Source organism: Govania unica (assembly GCF_027920805.1).
GTDB lineage: Bacteria > Pseudomonadota > Alphaproteobacteria > Sphingomonadales > Govanellaceae > Govanella > Govanella unica.
This window is the reverse complement of sequence record NZ_JANWOI010000002.1, coordinates 219,765-241,565: the sequence shown is the minus strand read 5'-3', so window position 1 is coordinate 241,565 and position 21,801 is coordinate 219,765. Positions and strand designations below refer to the sequence as shown.

General features: G+C 59.1%; 21 protein-coding genes. 11 read left to right on the top strand and 10 right to left on the bottom strand.

Annotation, left to right across the window (positions count from 1 at the left end):
* Positions 1–128: 128 nt before the first annotated feature.
* The 4 genes from NYP16_RS06015 to NYP16_RS06000 all read right to left on the bottom strand — a co-directional run bounded on the left by NYP16_RS06015 (position 129) and on the right by NYP16_RS06000 (position 5,033).
* Positions 129–752 carry a TetR/AcrR family transcriptional regulator gene (locus NYP16_RS06015; RefSeq protein WP_274943216.1) on the bottom strand — a complete coding sequence of 208 codons (624 nt, stop codon included), beginning with the start codon at positions 750–752 and terminating at the stop codon, positions 129–131.
* Between the two features lie 150 nt (positions 753–902).
* Positions 903–2,132 (bottom strand): acetyl-CoA acetyltransferase, encoded by a 1,230-nt coding sequence (locus NYP16_RS06010; protein WP_274943215.1) that lies wholly within the window; start codon positions 2,130–2,132, stop codon positions 903–905.
* A gap of 47 nt (positions 2,133–2,179) precedes the next feature.
* Positions 2,180–3,112, bottom strand: a complete 933-nt coding sequence (locus NYP16_RS06005; protein WP_274943214.1) for an NAD(P)H-dependent flavin oxidoreductase — start codon at positions 3,110–3,112, stop codon at positions 2,180–2,182.
* 100 nt (positions 3,113–3,212) lie between these two features.
* Complete coding sequence (locus tag NYP16_RS06000) at positions 3,213–5,033, bottom strand: AMP-binding protein (protein ID WP_274943213.1); 1,821 nt, start codon at positions 5,031–5,033, stop codon at positions 3,213–3,215.
* Positions 5,034–5,190: 157 nt separating this feature from the next.
* On the opposite strand from NYP16_RS06000, the gene NYP16_RS05995 reads away from it, so the two are divergent.
* From NYP16_RS05995 to NYP16_RS05975, 5 genes are read left to right on the top strand one after another with little or no spacing between them, the layout of a single operon-like run.
* Positions 5,191–5,586 (top strand): nuclear transport factor 2 family protein, encoded by a 396-nt coding sequence (locus NYP16_RS05995; RefSeq protein ID WP_274943212.1) that lies wholly within the window; start codon positions 5,191–5,193, stop codon positions 5,584–5,586.
* A 14-nt stretch (positions 5,587–5,600) separates the two neighbouring features.
* Positions 5,601–5,951 (top strand): nuclear transport factor 2 family protein, encoded by a 351-nt coding sequence (locus tag NYP16_RS05990; protein ID WP_274943211.1) that lies wholly within the window; start codon positions 5,601–5,603, stop codon positions 5,949–5,951.
* A 36-nt stretch (positions 5,952–5,987) separates the two neighbouring features.
* Positions 5,988–7,040, top strand: a complete 1,053-nt coding sequence (locus NYP16_RS05985) for an NAD(P)H-dependent amine dehydrogenase family protein (RefSeq protein WP_274943210.1) — start codon at positions 5,988–5,990, stop codon at positions 7,038–7,040.
* 22 nt (positions 7,041–7,062) lie between these two features.
* Entirely contained in the window at positions 7,063–7,587 is a 525-nt protein-coding gene (locus tag NYP16_RS05980; protein ID WP_274943209.1) for a nuclear transport factor 2 family protein, read from the top strand.
* An 18-nt stretch (positions 7,588–7,605) separates the two neighbouring features.
* Positions 7,606–8,364: an SDR family oxidoreductase gene (locus tag NYP16_RS05975; RefSeq protein WP_274943208.1), complete on the top strand. Its 759-nt coding sequence runs from the start codon at positions 7,606–7,608 to the stop codon at positions 8,362–8,364.
* Between the two features lie 128 nt (positions 8,365–8,492).
* Here the strand turns inward: NYP16_RS05975 and NYP16_RS05970 are convergent, their stop codons facing one another.
* Positions 8,493–10,298 (bottom strand): acyl-CoA dehydrogenase, encoded by a 1,806-nt coding sequence (locus tag NYP16_RS05970; RefSeq protein ID WP_274943207.1) that lies wholly within the window; start codon positions 10,296–10,298, stop codon positions 8,493–8,495.
* A gap of 260 nt (positions 10,299–10,558) precedes the next feature.
* Between NYP16_RS05970 and NYP16_RS05965 the strand changes: the two genes are divergently transcribed.
* Genes NYP16_RS05965 through NYP16_RS05940 form a run of 6 tightly spaced genes read left to right on the top strand, consistent with a single transcriptional unit; the run spans position 10,559 to position 16,265 of the window.
* Complete coding sequence (locus tag NYP16_RS05965) at positions 10,559–12,169, top strand: AMP-binding protein (RefSeq protein ID WP_274943206.1); 1,611 nt, start codon at positions 10,559–10,561, stop codon at positions 12,167–12,169.
* Positions 12,170–12,172: 3 nt separating this feature from the next.
* Complete coding sequence (locus tag NYP16_RS05960) at positions 12,173–13,351, top strand: thiolase family protein (RefSeq protein WP_274943205.1); 1,179 nt, start codon at positions 12,173–12,175, stop codon at positions 13,349–13,351.
* Positions 13,348–13,761: a Zn-ribbon domain-containing OB-fold protein gene (locus NYP16_RS05955; RefSeq protein ID WP_274943204.1), complete on the top strand. Its 414-nt coding sequence runs from the start codon at positions 13,348–13,350 to the stop codon at positions 13,759–13,761. The genes NYP16_RS05960 and NYP16_RS05955 overlap by 4 nt, the downstream gene beginning before the upstream one ends.
* The gene (locus NYP16_RS05950; RefSeq protein ID WP_274943203.1) at positions 13,751–14,476 is read left to right on the top strand and encodes an SDR family oxidoreductase; all 726 of its coding nucleotides are present in this window, start codon (positions 13,751–13,753) and stop codon (positions 14,474–14,476) included. Before NYP16_RS05955 ends, NYP16_RS05950 begins: the two co-directional genes overlap by 11 nt.
* Before the next feature lie 11 nt (positions 14,477–14,487).
* On the top strand, positions 14,488–15,795 hold the full coding sequence (locus NYP16_RS05945; protein WP_274943202.1) for an aromatic ring-hydroxylating oxygenase subunit alpha: 1,308 nt from the start codon (positions 14,488–14,490) through the stop codon (positions 15,793–15,795).
* Positions 15,792–16,265, top strand: coding sequence for an aromatic-ring-hydroxylating dioxygenase subunit beta (locus NYP16_RS05940; RefSeq protein WP_274943201.1), 474 nt, complete (start codon positions 15,792–15,794; stop codon positions 16,263–16,265). Before NYP16_RS05945 ends, NYP16_RS05940 begins: the two co-directional genes overlap by 4 nt.
* On the opposite strand, the gene NYP16_RS05935 is transcribed toward NYP16_RS05940, so the two are convergent.
* The 5 genes from NYP16_RS05935 to NYP16_RS05915 form a co-directional block, all read right to left on the bottom strand.
* Positions 16,262–16,795 carry a DUF1236 domain-containing protein gene (locus NYP16_RS05935; RefSeq protein ID WP_274943200.1) on the bottom strand — a complete coding sequence of 178 codons (534 nt, stop codon included), beginning with the start codon at positions 16,793–16,795 and terminating at the stop codon, positions 16,262–16,264. The genes NYP16_RS05940 and NYP16_RS05935 overlap by 4 nt on opposite strands.
* Before the next feature lie 161 nt (positions 16,796–16,956).
* On the bottom strand, positions 16,957–17,412 hold the full coding sequence (locus NYP16_RS05930) for a DUF1236 domain-containing protein (RefSeq protein WP_274943199.1): 456 nt from the start codon (positions 17,410–17,412) through the stop codon (positions 16,957–16,959).
* A 112-nt stretch (positions 17,413–17,524) separates the two neighbouring features.
* Positions 17,525–18,397 (bottom strand): DMT family transporter, encoded by an 873-nt coding sequence (locus tag NYP16_RS05925; protein WP_274943198.1) that lies wholly within the window; start codon positions 18,395–18,397, stop codon positions 17,525–17,527.
* Between the two features lie 11 nt (positions 18,398–18,408).
* A complete protein-coding gene (locus NYP16_RS05920) occupies positions 18,409–19,323 on the bottom strand; it encodes a DMT family transporter (protein ID WP_274943197.1) in 915 nt (304 codons plus the stop codon).
* A 108-nt stretch (positions 19,324–19,431) separates the two neighbouring features.
* On the bottom strand, positions 19,432–21,759 hold the full coding sequence (locus tag NYP16_RS05915) for a heavy metal translocating P-type ATPase (RefSeq protein WP_274943196.1): 2,328 nt from the start codon (positions 21,757–21,759) through the stop codon (positions 19,432–19,434).
* Positions 21,760–21,801: the final 42 nt, after the last annotated feature.

Here is a 21,801-nt window from a genome sequence, read left to right as displayed (position 1 = left end):
TCTCATATAACCGTCATTGCGAGGCGGAGCCGAAGCAATCCAGTGTCGCCGCCCGAGGAACGAGCCAGAAGAGCTGGATCGCCACGCCGCTTGCGCGGCTCGCGATAACGGCGGGATCTCACCCGAGCTCAGGCGGAGGGGTCAAGCTTACGACGGTAAAGGTCGATCATTTCCCCGGCGATTTTTTCGGCGCTGTCGCCGCCCGGGCGGAACCATGTCATGGCCCAGTTGAGGCTGCCGAAAATTCCGAGCCGCAAATAGGCGCGGTTGGTGCCATCCGGCAGCGGCAAGGCATCGATCAGGGTCTTGAACAGGGTTTCATAGGCGTCGCGCTGTGCCACCACCTGAAGCCGCAGCTCGTTTTCGATGCCGAGGTGAAACTCGGGCGTCATGATCATCGAATAATGGCTGCCGTCGAGCACCGCCGTCAAATGGGCGACCGATGCCGCCCGCAGCCGCTCCCACGGCTCGTCCCCCGCCGTCACAAGCCGGGCCTGCACAGCGCCATAGATATGCGCGACGCCCTCGGCATGGACGGTCAGCAGCAGTTCTTCCTTGGATTTGAAATGGTAATACATGGAGCCTGGCAGCATGCCTACGGCAGCGGCGATATCGCGCACCGAGGTTCCGGCATAGCCATGTTTGGCGAAAAGACGCGCGGCGGCGCTCATCAAAAGCTCGCGGCGATTGTCCACGCGCGGGGGTGCCCGCTCGTCGTCCCGCTTTCCGCTCTGATCCGTCTTCGACAACATGCCTTTGAACCTTGCCGTCCTGCCCTTTGTATGGGTCATCCCAAATTTTGGACCGGGGTTTCGGATAGCACGAGACGGTAATTTTTGCAAAACAAAGCCTCCCCGAATGAGACCCCGGGGAGGCTTTGTCTAAAGTCACAGGGAAAGCCTTCAGTCGCGGCCGACAACAAAACTCACGCTGGTGGTGCCGCTGCCGCCGACATTGAAGGTGCCGATGTTTTTCGCCCCTTCGACCTGATAATCGCCCGCGGTTCCAGTCACCTGACGATAGGCATCAAGGAGGATCCGCACCCCCGTCGCTCCCACCGGATGGCCGAGGCCGATAAGCCCGCCGCTTGGGTTGATCGGAATGCGGCCGCCCATGGCGATGTCCCCGGCTTCGATCACTTTCCAGGCTTCCCCGGGGTTGGCCAGGCCGAAATGCTCGATCAGCATATATTCGGTCATGGAGAAGCAATCATGAAGCTCGATAGCGTCGAGTTGATCTGGGGAGCTGATCCCGGCCCGCCTGTAGGCGTCCGTAATGGCCTTGCGGATGGTCGGGAACATATAGCCGCCGGGTTCGCCATAGCGGAACTTGTCTTCAAGCTGCAACTGCGCCGAGGTATGGCCCCAGCCCTTGATGCGCGGCAGATCCTCAAGCGCCAGATTGCGTTTTTTGGCGTAGGCCTCGGCCACCTCACGATTGGCAAGGAAGACCACCGCCGCGCCATCGGTGACCTGACCGCAATCGCTTTTGCGCATCCAGCCTTCGATCACCGGATTGGCGGTGTTATCCTCCCCGAAGCTGTCGTCCGTAAAGTTCCAGCCGCGCGTCTGAGCCAGCGGATTGTTCTTGGCATTGGCGAAATTGATTTCGGAAATACGCCGCAGATGCTCGCGCTTCAGGCCATAGCGGCTGTTATATTCCTCGGCGATGCGGCTGAACATGGATGGCCAGAGATAACGAACGCCTGCGCCCTCATGCCCGATCCAGGCGGCGGCGCCGAGATATTCGGCCGCCTTATCTCCCGGCACATTGCGCATATATTCAAGCCCGACCACACAGGCGAGGCCATAACGTCCGGCCTCGATATCCGCCATGGCCGACAGGGCGGCAATGGAGCCCGAAGCACAGGCCGCCTCATGACGACCGGATGGCATGCCGATGAAATCCGGATGCACATGGCCGAAAAAGCCGCCGATCTGGCCCTGTCCGGTAAAGAGATCAGCCACGAAATTGCCCACATGGCCGACTTCGATCTCAGACGGCTCAAGGCCGGTGGCGGCCAGACCGTCTTCCACCACCTCGGCGAACATGTCGAAGATTTCTTTGTTGCTGCGCATATAGTTACGGGCAAAATCCGTCTGTGCGCCACCCAGAATATAGATCTCGGTCATATCCGCCGTCCTCTCCGCGCGTCACGCCCTCATGGGCTGGTAAGGATTTATATGCAAGCCTCATACTCGCCGACCATTTTGTCAATGATCGCTTTGATGGGTTCGACGTCCTGAACCGAGCCGACGCCATGGCCCGCCGACCAGATATCGCGCCATTTCTTTTTGTCGGCGTCCTCGGGGCGGCCGAAATCAATGGCGCGCTTTTCGCCCAGTTCCTTGGGGTCGAGACCGGCGGCGATGATGCTGGCTTTCAACCAATTGGCCGGAACGCCAGTCAGGGCTGCCGACAGCACGATATCGTCCGCCGAGGCGTCAATCAGCATCTGTTTATAACCGTCTTCGGCCATGCTTTCCGACGAACCGATCAGCCGCGTGCCGAGATAGGCGAAATCGGCCCCAAGCAGTTCCGCCGCCCGCACCGCCTGCCCGGTGCCGATGGCCCCGCCAAGTACGATGATGCCGTCGAAAAATTCGCGCACCGCCGGGACAAAGGCGAACCCGGAAATCTGCCCGGTATGGCCACCCGCGCCCGAACTTACGAGCACAAGTCCGTCAACGCCCGTCGACGCCGCCTTTTTCGCGAATTCGATCGAATTGACGTCCGCGAGCACCAGACCACCATAACTGTGAATGGGCTCGACAATATCCTTGGGGCTGCCAAGCGCGGTGATCACGAGCGGCGGCTTGTATTTCATAACAAGCGCCAGCTCTTCCTCATGCCGGGCATAGCTCCGATGCATGATGAGATTGACCGCCCAGGGGAGGCCCGCCTGCTCCGCCGTCTCGCTGATGCGGATCAGCCAGTCTTCAAGCTGTTCGATCGTGCGCGCGTTATTGGCCGGAAAGGACCCGATAATCCCCGCCTTGCAGGATTCGAGCACCATTTCCGGGCCGGAAACCAGAAACATAGGGGCCGCGATGGCCGGAAGCCGCAATTTGCTTGTGATCTCTGCCGACAAAGCCGTGCGAGCCATGACCATATGCAGCCTCCTTGAACTGAATGAAGATTTATAACTTGCATTCTTGAACTTAATTTTTCAGGACCACCCCTGTCAAGCTTCCTCAGCTTTCTTTTTGAGATTATTTAACGGAGACCACCGCCCCGTCTGGCACCGCCGCATACAACCGGGCCAGATCGGCCACCCGGCGCTCCATCACCACGGCGCGATTGATGGAGCCCTTATCGGAAATCTCATGCCCGGCCGCCGAGGGAGGTTCCGTCAGCAGCAGAAAACGCCGGATCACTGTGCTTTGCCCCGGATTGTCCCGGTTATAGTCGGCGAGACGACGGGTGATTTCCTCGGCACAGCCCGCGCCGCGCAACCAGATCATCAGCGCCAGATAATCATGGCCATCGCCGCAGATCACCAGATCCAGCACATGGGGATCAAGCCGCTTCATCAATTCGGCGCGCAGATGACCGCCTGCCACAAAGGTGCCATTCCCGAGCTTGAACTGATCCGACCGCCGTCCGGCAAAGGCAAGGCCAAGCTCCGGCCGCGCCGAATCATGAAAGCGACCGAGATCGCCCATGCAATAAAACCCTTCGTCATCGAAGGCTTCGGCGTTGCGCGCGGGATCGTCGAGATAACCGGGCGTGATCATGGGGCCTTTCAGGCGAATATCATAAATGCCATCCCGTGCCGGATCGGGCACCAGTTTCAAAACTGTGCCCGGGAGCGGCAGGCCGATGCCCACCCGGTCCGACGGAAACCAGGTCATCATGCAACCGGATGTGCTTTCGGTTGAGCCGAATCCCGACACGAAAATGATGCGTTGGCCGATGGTTTCGACCGCCATTTTCTGGATGCGATCATAGAGCGGCTGCGGTAATCCCGCACCGCCGAACATGAGCGTGCGCAGCTCACTGTAGAAGGTCTGGCGCAACGCGGCATCCGCCTCAAGCGCATCGGCCAGCATGGCAAAGCCCGCAGGCATGGTCGCATAATATCGCACGGGAATGTCCCGCAGATTGGCGATGGATTGGGCGAAATGTTCAGGCGTCGGCTTGCCGTCATCCATGTAAAGCGTGCTGCCGAGATAGGCCGTGGCCATCAAGGTTGTCGAGCCAGAGGCATGATGCCAGGGCAGCCAGTCGAGGATGGAACGTTCCCAACCGAACCCATCGCCCATGACACGATGGGTCTGATTGATATTCGCGGCAATCATGCGTTCGGTGTGAATGACAGCCTTCGGACGCCCCGACGACCCGGACGTCAGCATATAGCGCGCAGGCGCGTCCGGATCATAGACAGGGCTCACATCCGGCGGGACGGCCGCTGTGGAGATGACAGAAAAATCCTCGGCCCCGCCATCGTAAGCGGCGGGCGCAGCGCTCACCACATGCATGTCGGGGGCACGCACGGCGGCGATTGCAGCGGCATAAGCCCCGCCCTCCTCCGCGAACAGCACGGCGGGTTTGACGAGATCGACCACATAGCGCAACCGGGCGTAATTGCCGCCCTCGGAGCCGCCGCCCAGCAGGGCATAATTGGGGCTGACCGAACAGACGGGAACACCCGCCGCCATGGCCCCGAACAGCATCAAGGCATGGGCGAATCCATTGCCGGACAGGATCAGAACAGGACGCCCCGGGGGCAAATTCGACGCCCCAAGCCAGGCCGCAACAGCACGGATCCTGTCCCGCGCCGCGCCGAATGTGAGGGTCTGCCAGGCACCGCCGGGCCCCGTCCGCCGCGCGATCCAGATGCGATCCGGCTCAGCCGCCGCATGAGCGAAGAAGCTCCGAATCACCCCCGGCTCAAAATCCCCAAGCGGCATCTTGGCGGACAGGATCTGTGTGCCGTCGGCGCGCTGTTCAATATGAAGGCCAACGTCCGGAAACCGCACCGGGCGAAACGGTGCCGTCTGCCAACCATTTGGCGCCACAGATTTTGTCATCTCCGCGTCCATACCCGTCACCTCCCACTCAAAAGATTTTATTTTGCAAGTTAATGAGATTTGCGGATGATAGCTGGAATTGTCTCATTATGTAAGTTGCATAATAATACTCTTTGACATAGACTCGCCCCTATCAAAGAAAAATAAGGAGGCTGCCATGAGCAAGAATCTCGATACCATGTATCGTCTGATCGACAGTTCCCGCCGTAAGGATTTCGACGCCTTTCTCGACTGCCTCACCGATGATATCGAATATTATTGGCATATGGGCACCAAGCCGCTTGTCGGCAAAGAAAAAATGCGCAAGTTCCTGAACAACTATACCGCGAGCTATGAACAAACCCAGTGGGAGGTCAAGAATTACGCCGAGAATGGCGACCTCCTATTGGCTGAAGGCCTCGAAGTCATTCATGACAAAAAATATGACCGCATGATCAACCAACCCTTCATGCAGGCGTTTGAATTCCGCGACGGCAAAATCGCCAAGCTGCGCGATTATTACGAAGCATCAAATCTGAAGCCGCCCGTAGACGCAACGCCCAAGGCATCGTGAGGGGAGTAACCAGCATGGCTCATATTGATACCGTCCTCGCGCTCATGGATGCGAATATCCGCCGCGACAAAGAAACCTTCCTGAGCTATCTCGCACCTGATGTGGAATATCATTATCACGTCGGCTCGCGTCCGCTCATCGGCACCGAATGGGTGGAAAAATTCCTCAATAAATATTGGGGCACCATGACCGATGTGATCTGGCGCGTCGATCGTCATGCCGAAAACGGCGACAAGCTCCTTGTGGAAGGTTACGAGGAATATGTGATCAAGGACAGCGGTCTGAAAGTGGCCCATCCCTATATGGGAATTTATGAATTCGAAAACGGAAAAATCACGCGCTGGCGCGATTATTTCGAGATGTAATCACCCATTTTGAATTTGTAAAATCGGGAGTCCGCCATGACCTACCGTGTCGTACAATGGGCGACGGGGGCGATGGGAAAATCGTGCCTGCGCGCCGTCATCGATCATCCTGACCTCGAACTTGCCGGTCTTTATGTCTATAGCGACAGCAAGGCCGGACGCGACGCCGGCGACATCGCCCGTCGCGATCCGACCGGCGTATTTGCCACCAAATCCATCGACGATATTCTTGCGCTTGATGCCGATGTGGTGATCCATTGCCCGCTGCTGCGTTTTCCTTATGACGCCCATGATGAAGATGTCTGCCGACTTCTGGAATCCGGCAAGAATGTCATCGCGCTCAATAACTATTTCCACCCGGCAAGCATCAGCCCGGCCTATGCCGCAAAACTTGAAGCCAGCGCCAAAAAAGGCGGCGTCACGCTGGTTGGCGCGGGCATCAATCCGGGCTTTATCGCCGAACGTGTAGCGGCCATGGCCAGCGGTCTTTGTCTCGATATCGACAGTATCTATTGCCGTGAGGTGTTCGACTGCCTCGGCATGCCCAACCCGGATTATGTATTCGGTGTCATGGGCATGGGATCAGACCCCGCAAGCATCGATTTGAAGGACGGCAAGCTCGCACGCCTGTTCACGGATATGTACAGGCAACCGGTGGGCGCGCTGGCCGAACGTCTCGGCGTCACGCTGGACCGCATCGAAGCCGACCATCAGGTTACGCTCGCCCCTGAGGATATCGAGGCGCGGGCCGGTATTATCAAGGCAGGCACCGTCGCCGCCACCAACTGGCAGCTGCATGGCATCCGCAACGGCGAACGATTTATCACCCATTCCGTCAATTGGGTCATGGGCAAAAATCTGCCCGGCTATGAAGATGCCAAACATTGGAAAGTTTCCATTCGCGGCCTGCCGGGCGTCACCATCGACATGAACCTGGACGAACCCGAAAACACTACAGCCAAAACGAAATCCGAACAATATTCCGCCGCCGCCGTCGTCAGTCAGGCCATTCCCCATGTGGTGGCCGCTGCGCCCGGGCTTTATCAATTGCCAATCGCCAACTGGCGCGAACATCTGACCGCACCCTGACCGTAAATTCGAGGATCACGCCATGACTGACAGCAGACTTGCCGCCCTCGCCGACCGTATCGAAATTCAGGATGTCCTCGCCCGTTATGTGCGCGGCGTCGATCGCGCTGATGAGGCGCTGTTGAAATCCTGTTATCACACGGACGCCATCGAAGAACATGGCAGCGTTTATCAGGGCCTCGCCCACCGCTATTTCGAAGCCGCCATTCCCCGCCTGCAAACAAGCGGCCCCATGGCGCATTATATAACCAGCTCCCATATTGATTTTATCGATGCGGACAAAGCTTATGTTGAAACCTATGTCCTGACATTTTTCCGCGTGCGCAAGAATGACAAGGACTATGACACCCTGACCGGCGGACGATATTGCGACAGCTTTGAACGCCGGGACGGCGTCTGGCGCATCGCTTACCGCAAACTATCCTTCGACTGGAACCGCGATATGGAGCCGAACGAAGGCTGGTGCGTGGGTCATTTCGATTGGTCGCATCCAGCCATGCATCGCGGCACCAAGGACAAAACCGACCTGTCCTACAGTCGCTTTTAAAGAATGGGAACAACAGTCATGAAAGTTGCAGGACAAGTTGCCATCGTCACCGGCGGCAATCGCGGCATCGGCGAAGGTTTCGTGCGGGCGTTTCTCGATGCCGGTGTCACCAAGGTCTATGTGGGGGCACGGACGAAAGCCGACGCCGCTCATCTGGCGGACGAATTCCCCGGCCGTGCCATCCCCATTACGCTTGATGTCACAAACACGGATCAGGTGGTGGCGGCGGCGCGGGACTGCGGTGATGTCTCCATCGTCGTCAACAACGCGGGCGCGTTCCTGCAACAACAGCTGATCGGTGCGCCGGACATGAGCTTTGCCCGCGCTGAGATGGAGGTCAATTATTTCGGCATGCTGTCCATGTGCCGCGCCTTCGCACCTGTACTGAAAGCCAATGGCGGCGGGGCCATCGTCAATGTGCTGTCGGTCGGCGGCATCATCGCGGCTCCGGTCATGGGCGGCTACAGCCCATCGAAATTCGCGGCCCATGCGCTCACCACCAATATCCGCGCCGAGCTTGCCGAACAGGGCACTCAGGTGAGCGCGCTGATCGTGGGATCGGTCGATACCCGCATGGCCGCCCATGTGAAAGGGCAAAAGGAAAAACCCACGGACATCGGCCGCGCCGGCATCCTCGCCATTGAAAAATACATCACCGAGATGGACACGGATTTCATGGCCGTCACCGCCCGCGCCGCCCTCGCCCGCGACCCGCGCTCCATCGAACGACAAATGGCCGCGCAGTTGAAGATGACGGAGATTTCGACGAGGCGGTGAGGTTGGGACGCCCTACATAGCTGTCATTGCCGGGCTTGACCCGGCAATCCACGGTGCCGCTTGATAGATGGATTGCCGAGTCAAGCCCGGCAATGACAAAAAGGGGGGGGAAGGATGACGGCGAGCGTTCAGAACCAGCCGTCTTCCATGTCGTAACAGACTCTGTTCACATCCGTCAGAATCTTCGCCTGCGGCACGATCTGCGGTAATTCCCAGTCATACATATAACGCGCGGCCTGAAGCTTGCCACGAAGGAAATTGGTTTCGTCGGCGCTCAGGCCGCCTGCCACCAGTTTCCGTTCCGCTGCCATGGCCTGCCGCAACCAGACCCAGGCGGCGACGATGCGGCCGACGAAATCGAGATAGACGGTGGCGTTTGCGAGGCCACGTTCAGCGTCTTGCTGCATGGCCGCAACCAGGCTGAGACTGACAGCTTCCAACCGATCGCGCGCCTCCTGCAAGTTCCGGGCGAAACCGCCTGAAACCTCAAGCCCCGCCGCCTCGGCAATGACGCAATCGAGTTCGCCGACAAATGTGCGAAACAGCGCCATATTCTTCATGGTCATTTTGCGGCCCTGAAGGTCGAGGCCATGAATGCCGGTCGCGCCCTCGTGGATCGGGTTAAGACGATTGTCGCGGTAATATTGCTCCACCGGATATTCACGGATATAGCCTGAACCGCCGAGCACCTGAATGGCCAATTCATTGGCCTTGAGGCCATATTCCGAGCTCCAGGTTTTCACCACGGGCGTCAGGAAATCGAGCAACATTCCGGCATGCTCCCGCGCCGACAGATCATCTGCGGTGTTCTGATCATCGACCAAGGCGCAAGCCATCAGACAGAGCGCCAACGCCCCTTCCGCATAGGTTTTCTGCGCCAGCAACATGCGCCGCACGTCGGCATGACCGATGATCATGATCTGCGGCGAGTTCGGGTCCTTGTTGGCGGGCGAGCGGCCCTGCGGCCGCTCCCGCGCATAGTTCAGAGAATAACGGTACCCCACATACCCGAGGGACGCCGCGCCAAGCGCGACACCGATCCGCGCCTCGTTCATCATCTGGAACATATATTCAAGTCCGCGATGAGGCTCGCCTATGAGATAGCCGACACAGGCATCTTCCTCGCCGAAGCTGAGCACGGTCGAACTGGTCTGCCGGTAGCCCATTTTATGCAAAAGACCGGCGAGCTTCACATCGTTGCGGGTGGTCGGTCGGCCCGCATCATCAACGAGAAACTTCGGACAGATGAACAGCGAGATGCCTTTCACCCCCGCCGGCGCGCCTTTGATCTTGGCCAGCACCATATGCACGATATTCTGCGTCAGGTCATGATCCCCGGCCGAGATGAACATCTTCTGGCCCTTGAGACGATAACTGCCGTCCGCCGCCGGTTCGGCCATGGTCTTGATATCCGCGAGGGCCGAGCCCTGCCCCGGTTCCGTCAGCGCCATGGTGCCGCTGAAGCGGCCATCGAGCATGGGCAGCAGAAACCGCGCCTTCTGATCGGCATTGCCAAAGCTTTCGATCAGATTGGCCGCGCCGATGGTCAGGAACGGATAGGCTGCAAACCCGATATTGGCAGCATAAAAATAAGACATGGCCGCCTTATGGACGATCTCCGGCATCTGCATGCCGCCCTGTTCATGGTCATGGTGGGCGGCGAGAAACCCGGCGTCGGCAATGGCATCCCAGGCTGGCTGCATTTCCGGAATAAGCTTAACGCGGGCACCGTCGAAGCTCGGTTCGTTGGCGTCGCCTTTCTGATTATAGGGGGCGAAATACTCGCGCGCCACGTGCTCGGCCGTATCGAGAATCGAGCTGATCGTCTCACGCCCGAAGTCGCTGTAGCGGTCACGCGCCGTCAGGCGCTCCGCATCCAGCACGTCAAACAGCAGAAATTCAAGATCCTGGCGATTGATCAGCTCGGCAGTCATGGCGCTCCCCGGAGTTTATCTTATGACTTGCATTATTAGACTATTCACCAGCGCCGCTGTCAACCAGCCAGATGTCGCATGAAAAATGCTAAGGCAAATCCCATGAATTTTCATGTTTCAAAAGTTGAATTTTCATATAACATGATTTTCATACTCACTACGAATCAGGTGAAGTCCCCAAAAACGGGTCTTCATAAGGGCGGGCACCGGGTTAAAGTTTCAAATCCGCAAGCACGGCTTTCAGGACATAAGGATCGGCGATGACATCCAGTGACAGCGTTTATTCCGCCTTTCAGACGACGGCGCAGAGCTATGGCGATCGTCCGTTCCTGCATATCCCCGCCGTGGCCGCCAAAGCCTATGCGGATCACGCCATTGACCTCACTTATGGGGCGGCGCTGCATGAGATTGATGCCCTGACCGCGCGTTATGGCGCAAGCGGGCTTGGGCTTGGCGACCGGGTGGCTGTGTTGCTAGATAACCGGGCCGAGTTTTTCCTGCACTGGATCGCGCTCAATGCCCTTGGCGTCTCCATCGTGCCGTTGAATGGTGAGGCAACGGTGGATGACCTCGCCTATATCGTTGGCGACAGTCAGCCGCGTTTTATCCTCGCCCTGTCATCGCGGCGGGAGCTTGCTGAGAAATTCGGGCTGCCGGTGGTGCTAACCACGGATCTGTCGACCCTGCCCAAGGGCACCACAGCTCAGGCCGCGCCAGGGCCCCGCACCGAATGCGCACTGTTATATACCTCGGGTTCGACCGGCAAGCCCAAGGGCTGCATCCTGTCGAACGAGTATTTCTATGTCATGGGCGACTGGTACCGCAATCTGGGCGGGCTTGTGAGCCTCAAACCGGGGGCGGAGCGTCTGCTCACCCCGCTGCCGCTTGTGCATATGAATGCGCTCGCCACCTCGGCCATGGGCATGATTTTGACCGGCGGCTGCATCATCCAGCTGGACCGCTTCCATGCTTCGAGCTGGTGGTCATCGATCCGCGACTCCGGGGCGACGGTTATTCATTATCTCGGCGTACTGCCCGCCATTCTGCTCAATCTGCCGGAAAGCCCCGATGACCGCGCCCATGCCGTGCGCTTTGGCTTTGGCGCGGGCATCAATGCCAAACATCACGCGGCGTTCGAGGCGCGGTTCGGCATCGCCCTGCTTGAAGCCTGGTCCATGACCGAAGTGGGCGGAGCCGCTGCCGTCATCGCCCAATATGAACCGCGCCATGTGGGCACGTCCTGTTTCGGCAAACCGGAAAGCTTCATGGACTGGCGTCTGGTGGATGACGCCGGACAAGACGTCACCAAAGGCAGCGCCGGGGAACTTCTGGTGCGCCGCGCCGGAGCTGACCCGCGCGCCGGGTTCTTTTCCGGCTATCTCGGCCGCGAGCAGGAGACTGCGGAAGCCTGGGCGGGCGACTGGTTCCACACCGGCGACGTGGTGCGCGAAGGCCCGGACGGGTCGCTCCATTTCGTCGACCGTAAGAAAAGCATCATCCGCCGTTCGGGCGAAAACATCGCGTCCTTGGAGGTCGAGGCCACCCTGTCGCAGATCCCCGGCGTGCAGGCGGTCGGCGTCGCCCCCGTACCTGACGAAATCCGGGGCGAGGAAGTGTTCGCCGCCATCATCCTGAGTGACGCCGCCGGGAAAAACGAAGATACCGCCCGTGCCATTGTTCGCGCGGCGGGCGAGACGCTCACCTATTACAAGGTGCCGGGCTATGTGGCCTTCCGCGACAGCCTGCCGCTCACGGCGTCACAGAAACTGCAACGCGGCGAGTTGAAAACATTGGCACGTCAACTTGTGGACGATGGCACGGCCTTTGACCTCCGTGACATGAAATCAAAATCCGCGCGCAAAACGGGGTAGGACATGACGGTTTTCCCGCAGAGCTATGATGGCATCGCGCTGGTGGCTCCGGTCACCATCGGCTATGAGCGCACAAGCGATCATGGCGCGGCCTATTTCGCCGGGCGAGCCTTGCGCGCGCTCTTGGACCGCACTGGGTTGAAGAAAGACGAGATCGACGGTCTGGCGCTGTCGTCCTTCACCATGAAGCCCGATACCGCCGTCGCCGCCACTGCCCATTTCGGTCTGAGCCCGCGCTGGCTTGAAGATATTCCCATGGGTGGCGCAAGTGGTGTTGTGGCCATGCGCCGCGCCGCCCGCGCCGTACAGATGGGCGACGCCGACATCGTCGCCTGCATCAGCGCCGACACCAACAACAAGGACAGCTTTTCAAGCCTTGTGGCCGATTTCAGCCTGTTTTCGCGCGATGCCGTGCATCCTTATGGCGCCGCCGGTCCGAATGCCGTGTTCTCCATGATCACCCAGAATTATATGCGCGAATTCGGCGCGGCACGGGAGGACTTCGGCCGCCTCGCCGTGGCCCAGCGCCGCAATGCCCGCGACAATCCCCATGCGCTGTTTCATGATCCGCTGACGCTTGAAACCTATATGAATGCGCGGCCCATTGCCGGGCCCATTCATTTGTTCGATTGCGTCATGCCCTGTGCCGGGGCCGATGCTTTTCTGGTCATGTCGGTAGATCGCGCGAAATCGCTCGGACTTCCCTATGTCGTCATCAAGGGTGCGGTCGAACGGCATAATGCCTATGCGGACGATCCGGTACCCACACGCGGCGGCTGGGCCATGGAGCGCGAGCGGCTCTACGGCATGGCCGGGCTCGGTCCGAAGGATGTGGATTTCGTCGAAACCTATGACGATTATCCAGTCATTTCCTTTTTACAGATCGAGGATCTCGGCCTTTGTGCCAAGGGCGAGGCTGGGCGCTTTTTCCGCGACACCGATACCACCATCGACGGACAGATGCCGCACAACACATCGGGCGGTCAATTGTCGGCCGGACAGGCAGGGGCCGCAGGCGGCTATCTTGGTCTTGTGGAAGCCATCCGCCAACTGACCGGCGACAAAGCGCCGTCAGCCCAGATCGCCAAGGCTCGGCATGGTCTGGTGTCGGGCTACGGCATGGTGATTTATGACCGTTGTCTGTGCACGGCGGCCGCCCTCCTTGCACGAGGTGACGCATGAGCAATCATCCCCTTCACCCGCCGCGCGCACGCACCCGGCTTTGGCATGAGATCACCAAGGGCGCGCGCCAGGATCAGCTGCGGCTGCAACAATGCGGCGAATGCGGCCGGGTGCAGTATCCGCCGCGTGAAGTCTGCCAGAACTGCCTGTCGACGACGCTCGATTGGCACGACAATGACGGCCTTGGCAGGGTGATCAGTGAGGCCGATCTTCACATCACGCTCGACCCGTGGTTCCGCGACCGCCTGCCGCTTCATGTGGCGCTGGTGGAACTTAACAGCGGCCCCGTTCTTTACGCTTTTGCCCCGACAGAATTTGAACATGGCACGCCGGTTCGCGTTCGCGCGGTCATCGATGACTCTGGCGAGGCCGTTCTGCATATTGAGGAGACAAAGACCGATGCCGACTAAAACCGCAATCGTCACCGGCGCCTCCGCAGGCATCGGCAAGGACATCGCCCTCACCATGCTCGATCAGGGCTATAAAGTGATCGCGCTCAACCGCCGTGCGCCTGATTATACTCATGCCAATCTTGTCGCCTATGACGTCGACCTGATCGACGCCAAGGCCACAGCCGAAGTGGCAAAGGATATCGCCGCCCATCATCAGGTGACCAACATCGTCCATAACGCCGGCATGATCCGCCCGGCGCTGATCGAAGACGTGAAGCTTGAAGATCTTCACGCGCTCGTCGATCTGCATATGGGGGCCGCTATCACCCTGACACAGGCGGCGCTTCCAGCCATGAAGACTGCGGGCTTTGGACGCATCGTGCTGATGTCGACCCGCGCCATTGTCGGCCTGCCCTCGCGCACTGTATATGCCGGGACCAAATCAGCCATGATCGCCATGACCCGCACCTGGGCCATGGAGCTTGGGGCCCATGGCATTACCGTCAATGCCATCGCACCGGGGCCGGTCGTCACCGACATGTTCACCCATGTGGTTCCGGCCGAAAGTGAAAAAGCCAAAGCGCTGGCGGCCAGTCTGCCGCGCCGCCGTCTTGGCCGCCCCGACGACGTGACCCGCGCTACCATGTTCTTCCTTGATGAACAGAACGACTGGATCACCGGACAAACCCTGTTCGTCTGCGGCGGCTCAAGCCTCGGCGGTCTGGCACTTTAAGGAGAATTTTCATGTCCTATGATATTGCCCATATCAAGTCGCTCGTCGAACCCAACCGCGTGCATCGCGATGTCTATGTGGACCCGGAGATTTTCGAGCTGGAGCTGAAGCGCATCTGGGGCCGCGCCTGGATCTATGCGGGGCATGAAAGCCAGATCAAAAATCCCGGCGATACCTATGCCCTGACCATCGGCCGCGAGCCCATCGTGATGGCACGGGCGAAAGACGGCAGCCTGCATGTGCTGTACAATCGTTGCGCCCATAAAGGGGCCAAGGTCGCGAGCGAAGGTTGCGGTCACAGCGCCGGGTTCCGGTGTCCCTATCACGGCTGGACCTATCATCATGACGGTCGTCTGCAAGCGCTGCCAGCGCGCGCGGGCTATGCCGATACCGGACTGGATCTTGAAAACCCCGCCTTCCACATGCAGCCGGTGGCGCAGTTTGAAAGCTATCGCGGATTCATCTTTGTCTGTTTTGACAAATCCGCGCCGGATCTGAAAACATTTCTCGGCGATGTGGCGGCGACACTCGACAATATGGCCGACCGCTCCCCGGAAGGCGAAGTTGAAGTTGCGGGTCCGCCCTTGCGCTATATGCATGACAACAACTGGAAAATGTTCATTGAAAATCTGAACGACGCCATGCATCCGATGATCGCCCATGGCTCGGTCGGCAGCGCCACCCGGCGTCTCGCCGCAAAAATGCCCGAAGGCGCGACACCATCGGCTGAGGCCGAAATCATTTTTCCGTTCGGATCATCCTATCAGTTCTTTGACGATCTCGGCGTCACCGGTTTGCCGAACGGCCATGGTTATATGGGCGGCAAGAAAAGCATCCATACTTCCTATTCGGATATCCCCGGTTACTACGATTCCATGGTGGCCTCTTACGGTGAGGAAAAGACCCAGGAAATCCTGAGCCAAAACCGCCATAACAGCATTTTCTATCCGTCCTTCACTGCGAAAGATGCGGTTCAAGCGGTGCGCGTGGTGCGTCCCATCGCAGTCAATAAAACCATCGTTGAAACCTGGCATTTTCGCTTGAAAGGCGCGCCCGAGGATATGCTGAAACGCACCATCCTCTATTCGCGGCTGATCAATTCGAATGCCTCCATGGTTGGGCCGGACGACTGGGATTGCTATGCCCGCATGCAGGAAGCTCTGCCGTCGCACAGCACGCCCTGGGTCGATATGCGGCGCGGCTTCGGCAAGGATGTGACCGAGGGTGATCACCGCACCTCCTTCGGTACAAGCGATCTGTCGTTCCGCAATCAATATCACGCCTGGCTTGACTATATGACACGGGAGACAGTGGCATGAGCTTCGATATCCGCGAGATCGAAACCTTCCTGTATGACGAAGCCGATTGTCTCGATCGTGCCGACCTTGAAGCCTGGATGGCACTTTACACCGAAGACGGCACCTACTGGATGCCCGCGAGCCCAAACCAGACAAGCCCGACGACGGAAATTTCCATCATCTATGACGACCGTCTGCTGATGGAAATCCGTCGTCTGAATTACGGCCACGAACTCGCGGCTTCCATGGCTTATGCGGTGCGGTCGAGCCATCTCATCGGCAATGTGCGGATCACAACATCAAACGCCGACAGCTGCGAGGTCAGCTCGAATTTTCAGGTTGCCCTGTTCTATCGTGGCGAACAAACGCTTTATGCCGGACGTTACAACCACGCCCTTATCAAAACCGGGGACGGCTGGAAAATCCGGCATAAGCGGGTGGATCTATTGACCTGCGATCAACCTTTGAAGTCGCTTGTCATTTATCTTTAACGCATCCCATTCATGGCAGCATTGACGGCGACCACCGCATCGACGACACGATGCGTTGCATTGGCCACCAACAACACGTCGCCGTCCACATAGCGATAGCCATAACCCATGGGTGCCTGTGGCAATTCACGCACCAACATGGTCGGCATGGGCTGCACCACCACATAACGCGGTAGCGGCTCGCCGATCACATAGCGCTGTTTGGCCCAGCCACGCGGCCGGCAGACGCCATGCCTGACCGCATAGCCTCGCGGGCAGTCACGCATATCGCGATAATAACCGCCGTAATAATTGGAAATGACCCCGCGCGCGCCACGGTCGATCACCACCACATCACGGCCGCCGCGATAGTCGCGGTGATCCCGATGATTGTCGCGACGATCATGCCTGTCATGATGGCGGTCGCCACGGTTATCGTGACGGCCATGATCGCGATCATGATCCCGGTCACCAGCCTCCACGCCACCAAAGGCGGCGAAGGTCAGAAACAATGCGCTGAAAACTGCTTTACCGATATTTTGCCCGATCATCCCTACGATGCTCCTTAGAACTCTAACGGTCCCAAAGTCATGTCCATTCACGGCAGAATTGCGGCGCCGCGCTGTGACAAGCTTGTGACGACAACCTGATGCGCAGATAAAAAAGCCTGCCCGGTACCGACCGGACAGGCTCATTTCAGCATCAGGTATTTTTAACGACGACCGCCATTCATCGCGGCGTTGACAGCGAAGACCGCATCGACAACGCGGTGCGTTGCATCCGCAATCAACAGCACGTCACCGTCCACATAGCGATAACCATATCCGCGCGGTGCGGGCGGCAATTGCCTCATGAGAACTGGCGGCATGGGCTGAATGACAACCGTGCGCGGCAGAGGCTTGCCAACGACATAACGCTGCTTCTTCCATCCGTTCGGACGGCAAACGCCATGCTTGAATTTGAAGTTGCGCGGGCAGCTTTTCGCGTTTTTGTAATAACCGCCATAATAATTATCGATGGCATGGCGCGCGCCGCGATCGATCACCACCACGTTCTGGGAGCCGCGCATATCGTGACGACCCGGCCCGTTAGCCATGGCAGCACCGACGGTTGCAACCGTCAAGAACGCAACGCCGACAATCGCCTTTAAAATTTTCAGCCCTAACATTTTCAAACTCCGCCTGAATGGTCACTGTCAGCAGATTTACCAACATTCACGGCCAAATTGCGGCTCAACTTGTGTCATTCCTGTGGCAACGAACACAAAAGCGTGAGCAATTCTATCGGCGACCGAGAAATAGACCGGCAAAAATCAACGCTGCACCGATGACATGGGGCATCGTCAAACGCTCTCCAAGAGTCATCATGGCAATCACCGCACCAATCGGCGGCGTCAACAACAGGAACGATGACGCGCGGGTGGCACCGATCAGGCGGATCGCCTTGTTGAAACAGAAATAGGAAATTACCGACGTTCCAACCGCCATATAAATAATGGTGATCCAGCTGATCGGGGCACTCCAGTCCGAACGAGCGCCTCCCGCATATTCAAACAGGAAAAACGGCAACAGGGTGATCGCGCCGACAGTGAAGGTCGCTGCGTTCAGGCTGAGATCATGCATGGGCGGTACTTTGCGCAAGAACGCCATATAAACCGCGTAGGTTGCCACCCCGACCAACACCCAAAGATCGCCGGAGTTAAGCCGCAGCGTCCGCAACAGATGCCAATCCCCACCGATTACGACCCAGACAACCCCGCAGATGGCCAGGGCCAACCCGATCATGGTGCTGAGGCGCGGCCGTTCCCGGAAGTACAGAAAGGTTATCAGTGCTGTGAGCAACGGCGACATGCTGTTCATCAGCAGAGCATTGATGGCCGTCGTGGTTTTGAGGCCATAAAAAACAAACAGACTATTGCCCGCGATGCCCGTCATGCCCAACAGCAACAGACTGCGCCAACCGGCTTTTATCAGCGGCCAATCCCGCCGCAGATGCGGCCAGGCAACGGCGATCGCAAGACAGCTCGCAAGCACCCAGCGATAAAAGGACAACGCCATCGGCGGCACCACATCGACCGCCGCACGTACAAAAACGAAATTGCCGGACCACAGGACAACGGCCAGCATAACAAGAACAAATCCACGTCTCGACATGGATTGGCCTGTCATGCGCCAGCACTTTTTTTACGGCTGACCAGAATGCCGGAAAACACCAGAACACCACCAACCAGATGGGCCATGGTCAAGCGCTCGCCAAGCACCAACATCGCCAGAACGGCTCCGATAATGGGAGACGTCAGCATGATGGTGCTGGCCCGCGTCGCCCCCAAAATCGCAACCCCACGATTGAAACAGATATAGGAAACAATCGACGGAAACAGCACCACATAGGCAATCGTAGCCAGCGCCGCCGGATTGCTCCAATCGAGATTCTGCCCTGCGTTGACCTCCAACACGAAGAACGGCAGATTGAAAATCGCCCCGATCAGGAATGTCACGGCAATAAAGCTCATGGGATGGATGGCAGGCCGTTTACGCAGAAACACCGTATAAATCGCATAGCTGAAAACGCCGCTGATGATCCAGAGATCGCCGTCATTGAATGACAGATGCAGCAAAGATGTGATGTCGCCGCCAAGAACGATCCACAACACCCCCGCCATGGACAGCAAAATGCCAAAACTCTGCCGCGCCCTCAGACGTTCGCGGAAAAACAGATAACTGATGAGCGCCACCATCAAGGTGAGCGATGCGTTCAGTATCAAAAGATTGAGTACAATGGTCGTTTGCAGACCGATATAAACAAAACTGTTATAAATGCCGATCCCGCTTACACCGAGCACCAGTAGCCAGCCCCAATGGCGGCGCATCAGCGGCCAGTCCACCAGGATTTGCCGCCAGTAAAAAGCCGATACCAGTCCCCCCGCCACGACCCAGCGCACGAAGGCGAGCGTCACCGGCGGCACGATCCCGGCCGCTGCCCGCGCCACCACAAAGTTGCCCACCCAGCACAGCACCGCAACGAGAACTAGCGCCGTTCCGTTGTCTGTCTCGATTACTCGCCTGATACGGCTACGCACGGACTCGCCCATAATACCCCCGATATGCCGATGAATCCGGACATTAGGGACAACAGACCGTCTGGGCAAGCCCCGGCATCCGCCATGCAGCTATGCGCGAAATGCCGGTCAATCCAGTCGGACGGCCCGCAACCGCAAGGCATTGGCGATCACACTGACCGAACTCAGGGACATGGCCGCCGCCGCAAGCATAGGGCTAAGCAAAATCCCGAACACCGGATAAAGCACCCCCGCCGCCACCGGCACCCCAAGCGCATTATACAAAAACGCAAAGGTAAGATTGCCCTTGATATTGGCGACTGTCGCCCGTGACAGCTTGCGTGCCTTGAGCAAACCGCCAAGATCGCCCTTCACCAGAGTCACCCCGGCGCTTTCAATGGCCGCCGCCGTGCCCGCGCCCATGGCAATGCCCACATCGGCCCGGGCCAAGGCAGGCGCATCATTGACGCCGTCACCGCACATGGCGACGACCCGGCCTTGCGATTGCAGCCGCGCGACGAGCGCTTCCTTATCGGCGGGCAGAACTTCGGCCTCGACATCCGAAATGCCAAGCGTCTGCGCCACCGCTTTTGCCGTTGCCAGATTGTCGCCGGTCGCCATCACCACATGGACCCCCGCCGCCTGGAGGGCCTGAACCGCAGCCAGGCTTGATGGTTTGACCGGATCGGCCACGGCAATCAGCCCGAGCAACGCCTGATCCGCCGCCACATAAACCACCGTCGCCCCGGTTCCTCGAAGCTGTGCCGCCGCATCGGTCACGGCGTCCGTCACAATGCCGTGATCAGCCATGTAACGGCCCTGCCCGATGCGGATGCGGCGACCGTCTAATGTGGCCTCCGCCCCGCGCCCTGTGGGCGAATCGAAATCGCTTACAGCCTTCAAGGTGAGCCCCTGCTCCGTGGCCGCGCGCAGAATGGCGCTCGCAATCGGATGCTCGCTTTGCGCCTCGACGCTGGCTGCAAGCTCCAGAAGCGCACGGGGATCGCCGCCGCTGACGGGCTGCACCGCCGTCACCGCCGGGCGGCCTTCGGTCAAGGTCCCGGTCTTGTCGACAATCACCACATCCACATGGGCCATGCGTTCCAGCGCCTCGGCGTCGCGGATGAGCACCCCATTCGCCGCCCCGCGTCCGATCCCGACCATGATCGACATCGGCGTCGCAAGCCCAAGGGCGCAAGGACAGGCAATGATCACCACGCTGACCGCCGCGAGCACGGCATAAGTCAAGCGCGGCTCCGGCCCGAACAGCATCCAGGCGACGAAGGCGAGCACAGCCACCAGCACAACGACGGGCACGAAAAAGCCCGCCACCCGGTCGGCCAGCCGCTGCATCGGAGCCCGGCTGCGCTGCGCTGACGCCACCAGAGCCACGATCCGGGCAAGCATGGTTTCCGCCCCCACATGCTCGGCGGTCATGACAAAGCTACCGCTGCCATTGATGGTGCCGCCGATCACGCTGTCGCCCACGGTTTTGGTGACCGGCATGGATTCCCCGGTGATCATGGATTCATCGACCGCGCTCCGCCCCTCGGTCACGCGGCCATCCACCGCCACCTTGGCGCCGGGGCGCACCCGCAACAGATCGCCGGGAACCACATCGGCAAGCGGAATTTCGCTCTCGCCGCCGTCCGCCAGACGAATGGCGGTTTCGGGCGCAAGGTTCAGCAAGGCACGAATGGCCGTCCCGGTACGGTCCCGCGCCCTGAGCTCCAGCACCTGCCCCACCAGCACCAGCGTCACGATCACCGCCGCCGCCTCGAAATAAACCGGCACGAGCCCCCCGGCCATCTGGATGGATTGCGGGAACAGTCCGGGCGCCAGCAAGGCCGTCATGCTCCACAGCCAGGCCACGCCGGTGCCGAGCGCGATCAAGGTGAACATATTGAAATGGCGGCTTTTGAGCGATTCCCAGCCGCGCTGAAAAAATGGCGCTCCGGCCCACAGCACAACAGGCGTGGCCAGAACAGCCTGAATCCAATGGGACGTGGCCGGGGCAATCAGATGATGCAGGTCAAACAGATGCGCGCCCATTTCCAGAATGAACACCGGCAGCGTCAGGGCAATCGCGATCCAGAACCGCTTGGTCATATCGACCAGTTCCGGATTGGGCCCCGCGTCCGCCGTCGGCATCATGGGCTCAAGCGCCATGCCGCAGATGGGACAAGTGCCAGGGCCGACCTGCTGCACCTCGGGATCCATGGGACAGGTATAAATCGCTCCCGGCACCACGACGGGCTCAGGCTTTTTGGGGCCAAGATACTGTGCGGGATTGGCGATAAATTTGGTCCGGCAGCCGGCGGAGCAGAAATGATACTCCTGCCCACCATGAGGGGCATGATGCGGGGTCTTCAACGGGTCGACCGTCATGCCGCAGACCGGGTCAAGGACACTGCCCTGTGGCTCGGTCTTCGTATGGGAACAGCAGGATTGAGACATCAGATCGCTCCGTCCATAATACCTGAGGGGGGTATATTTTCC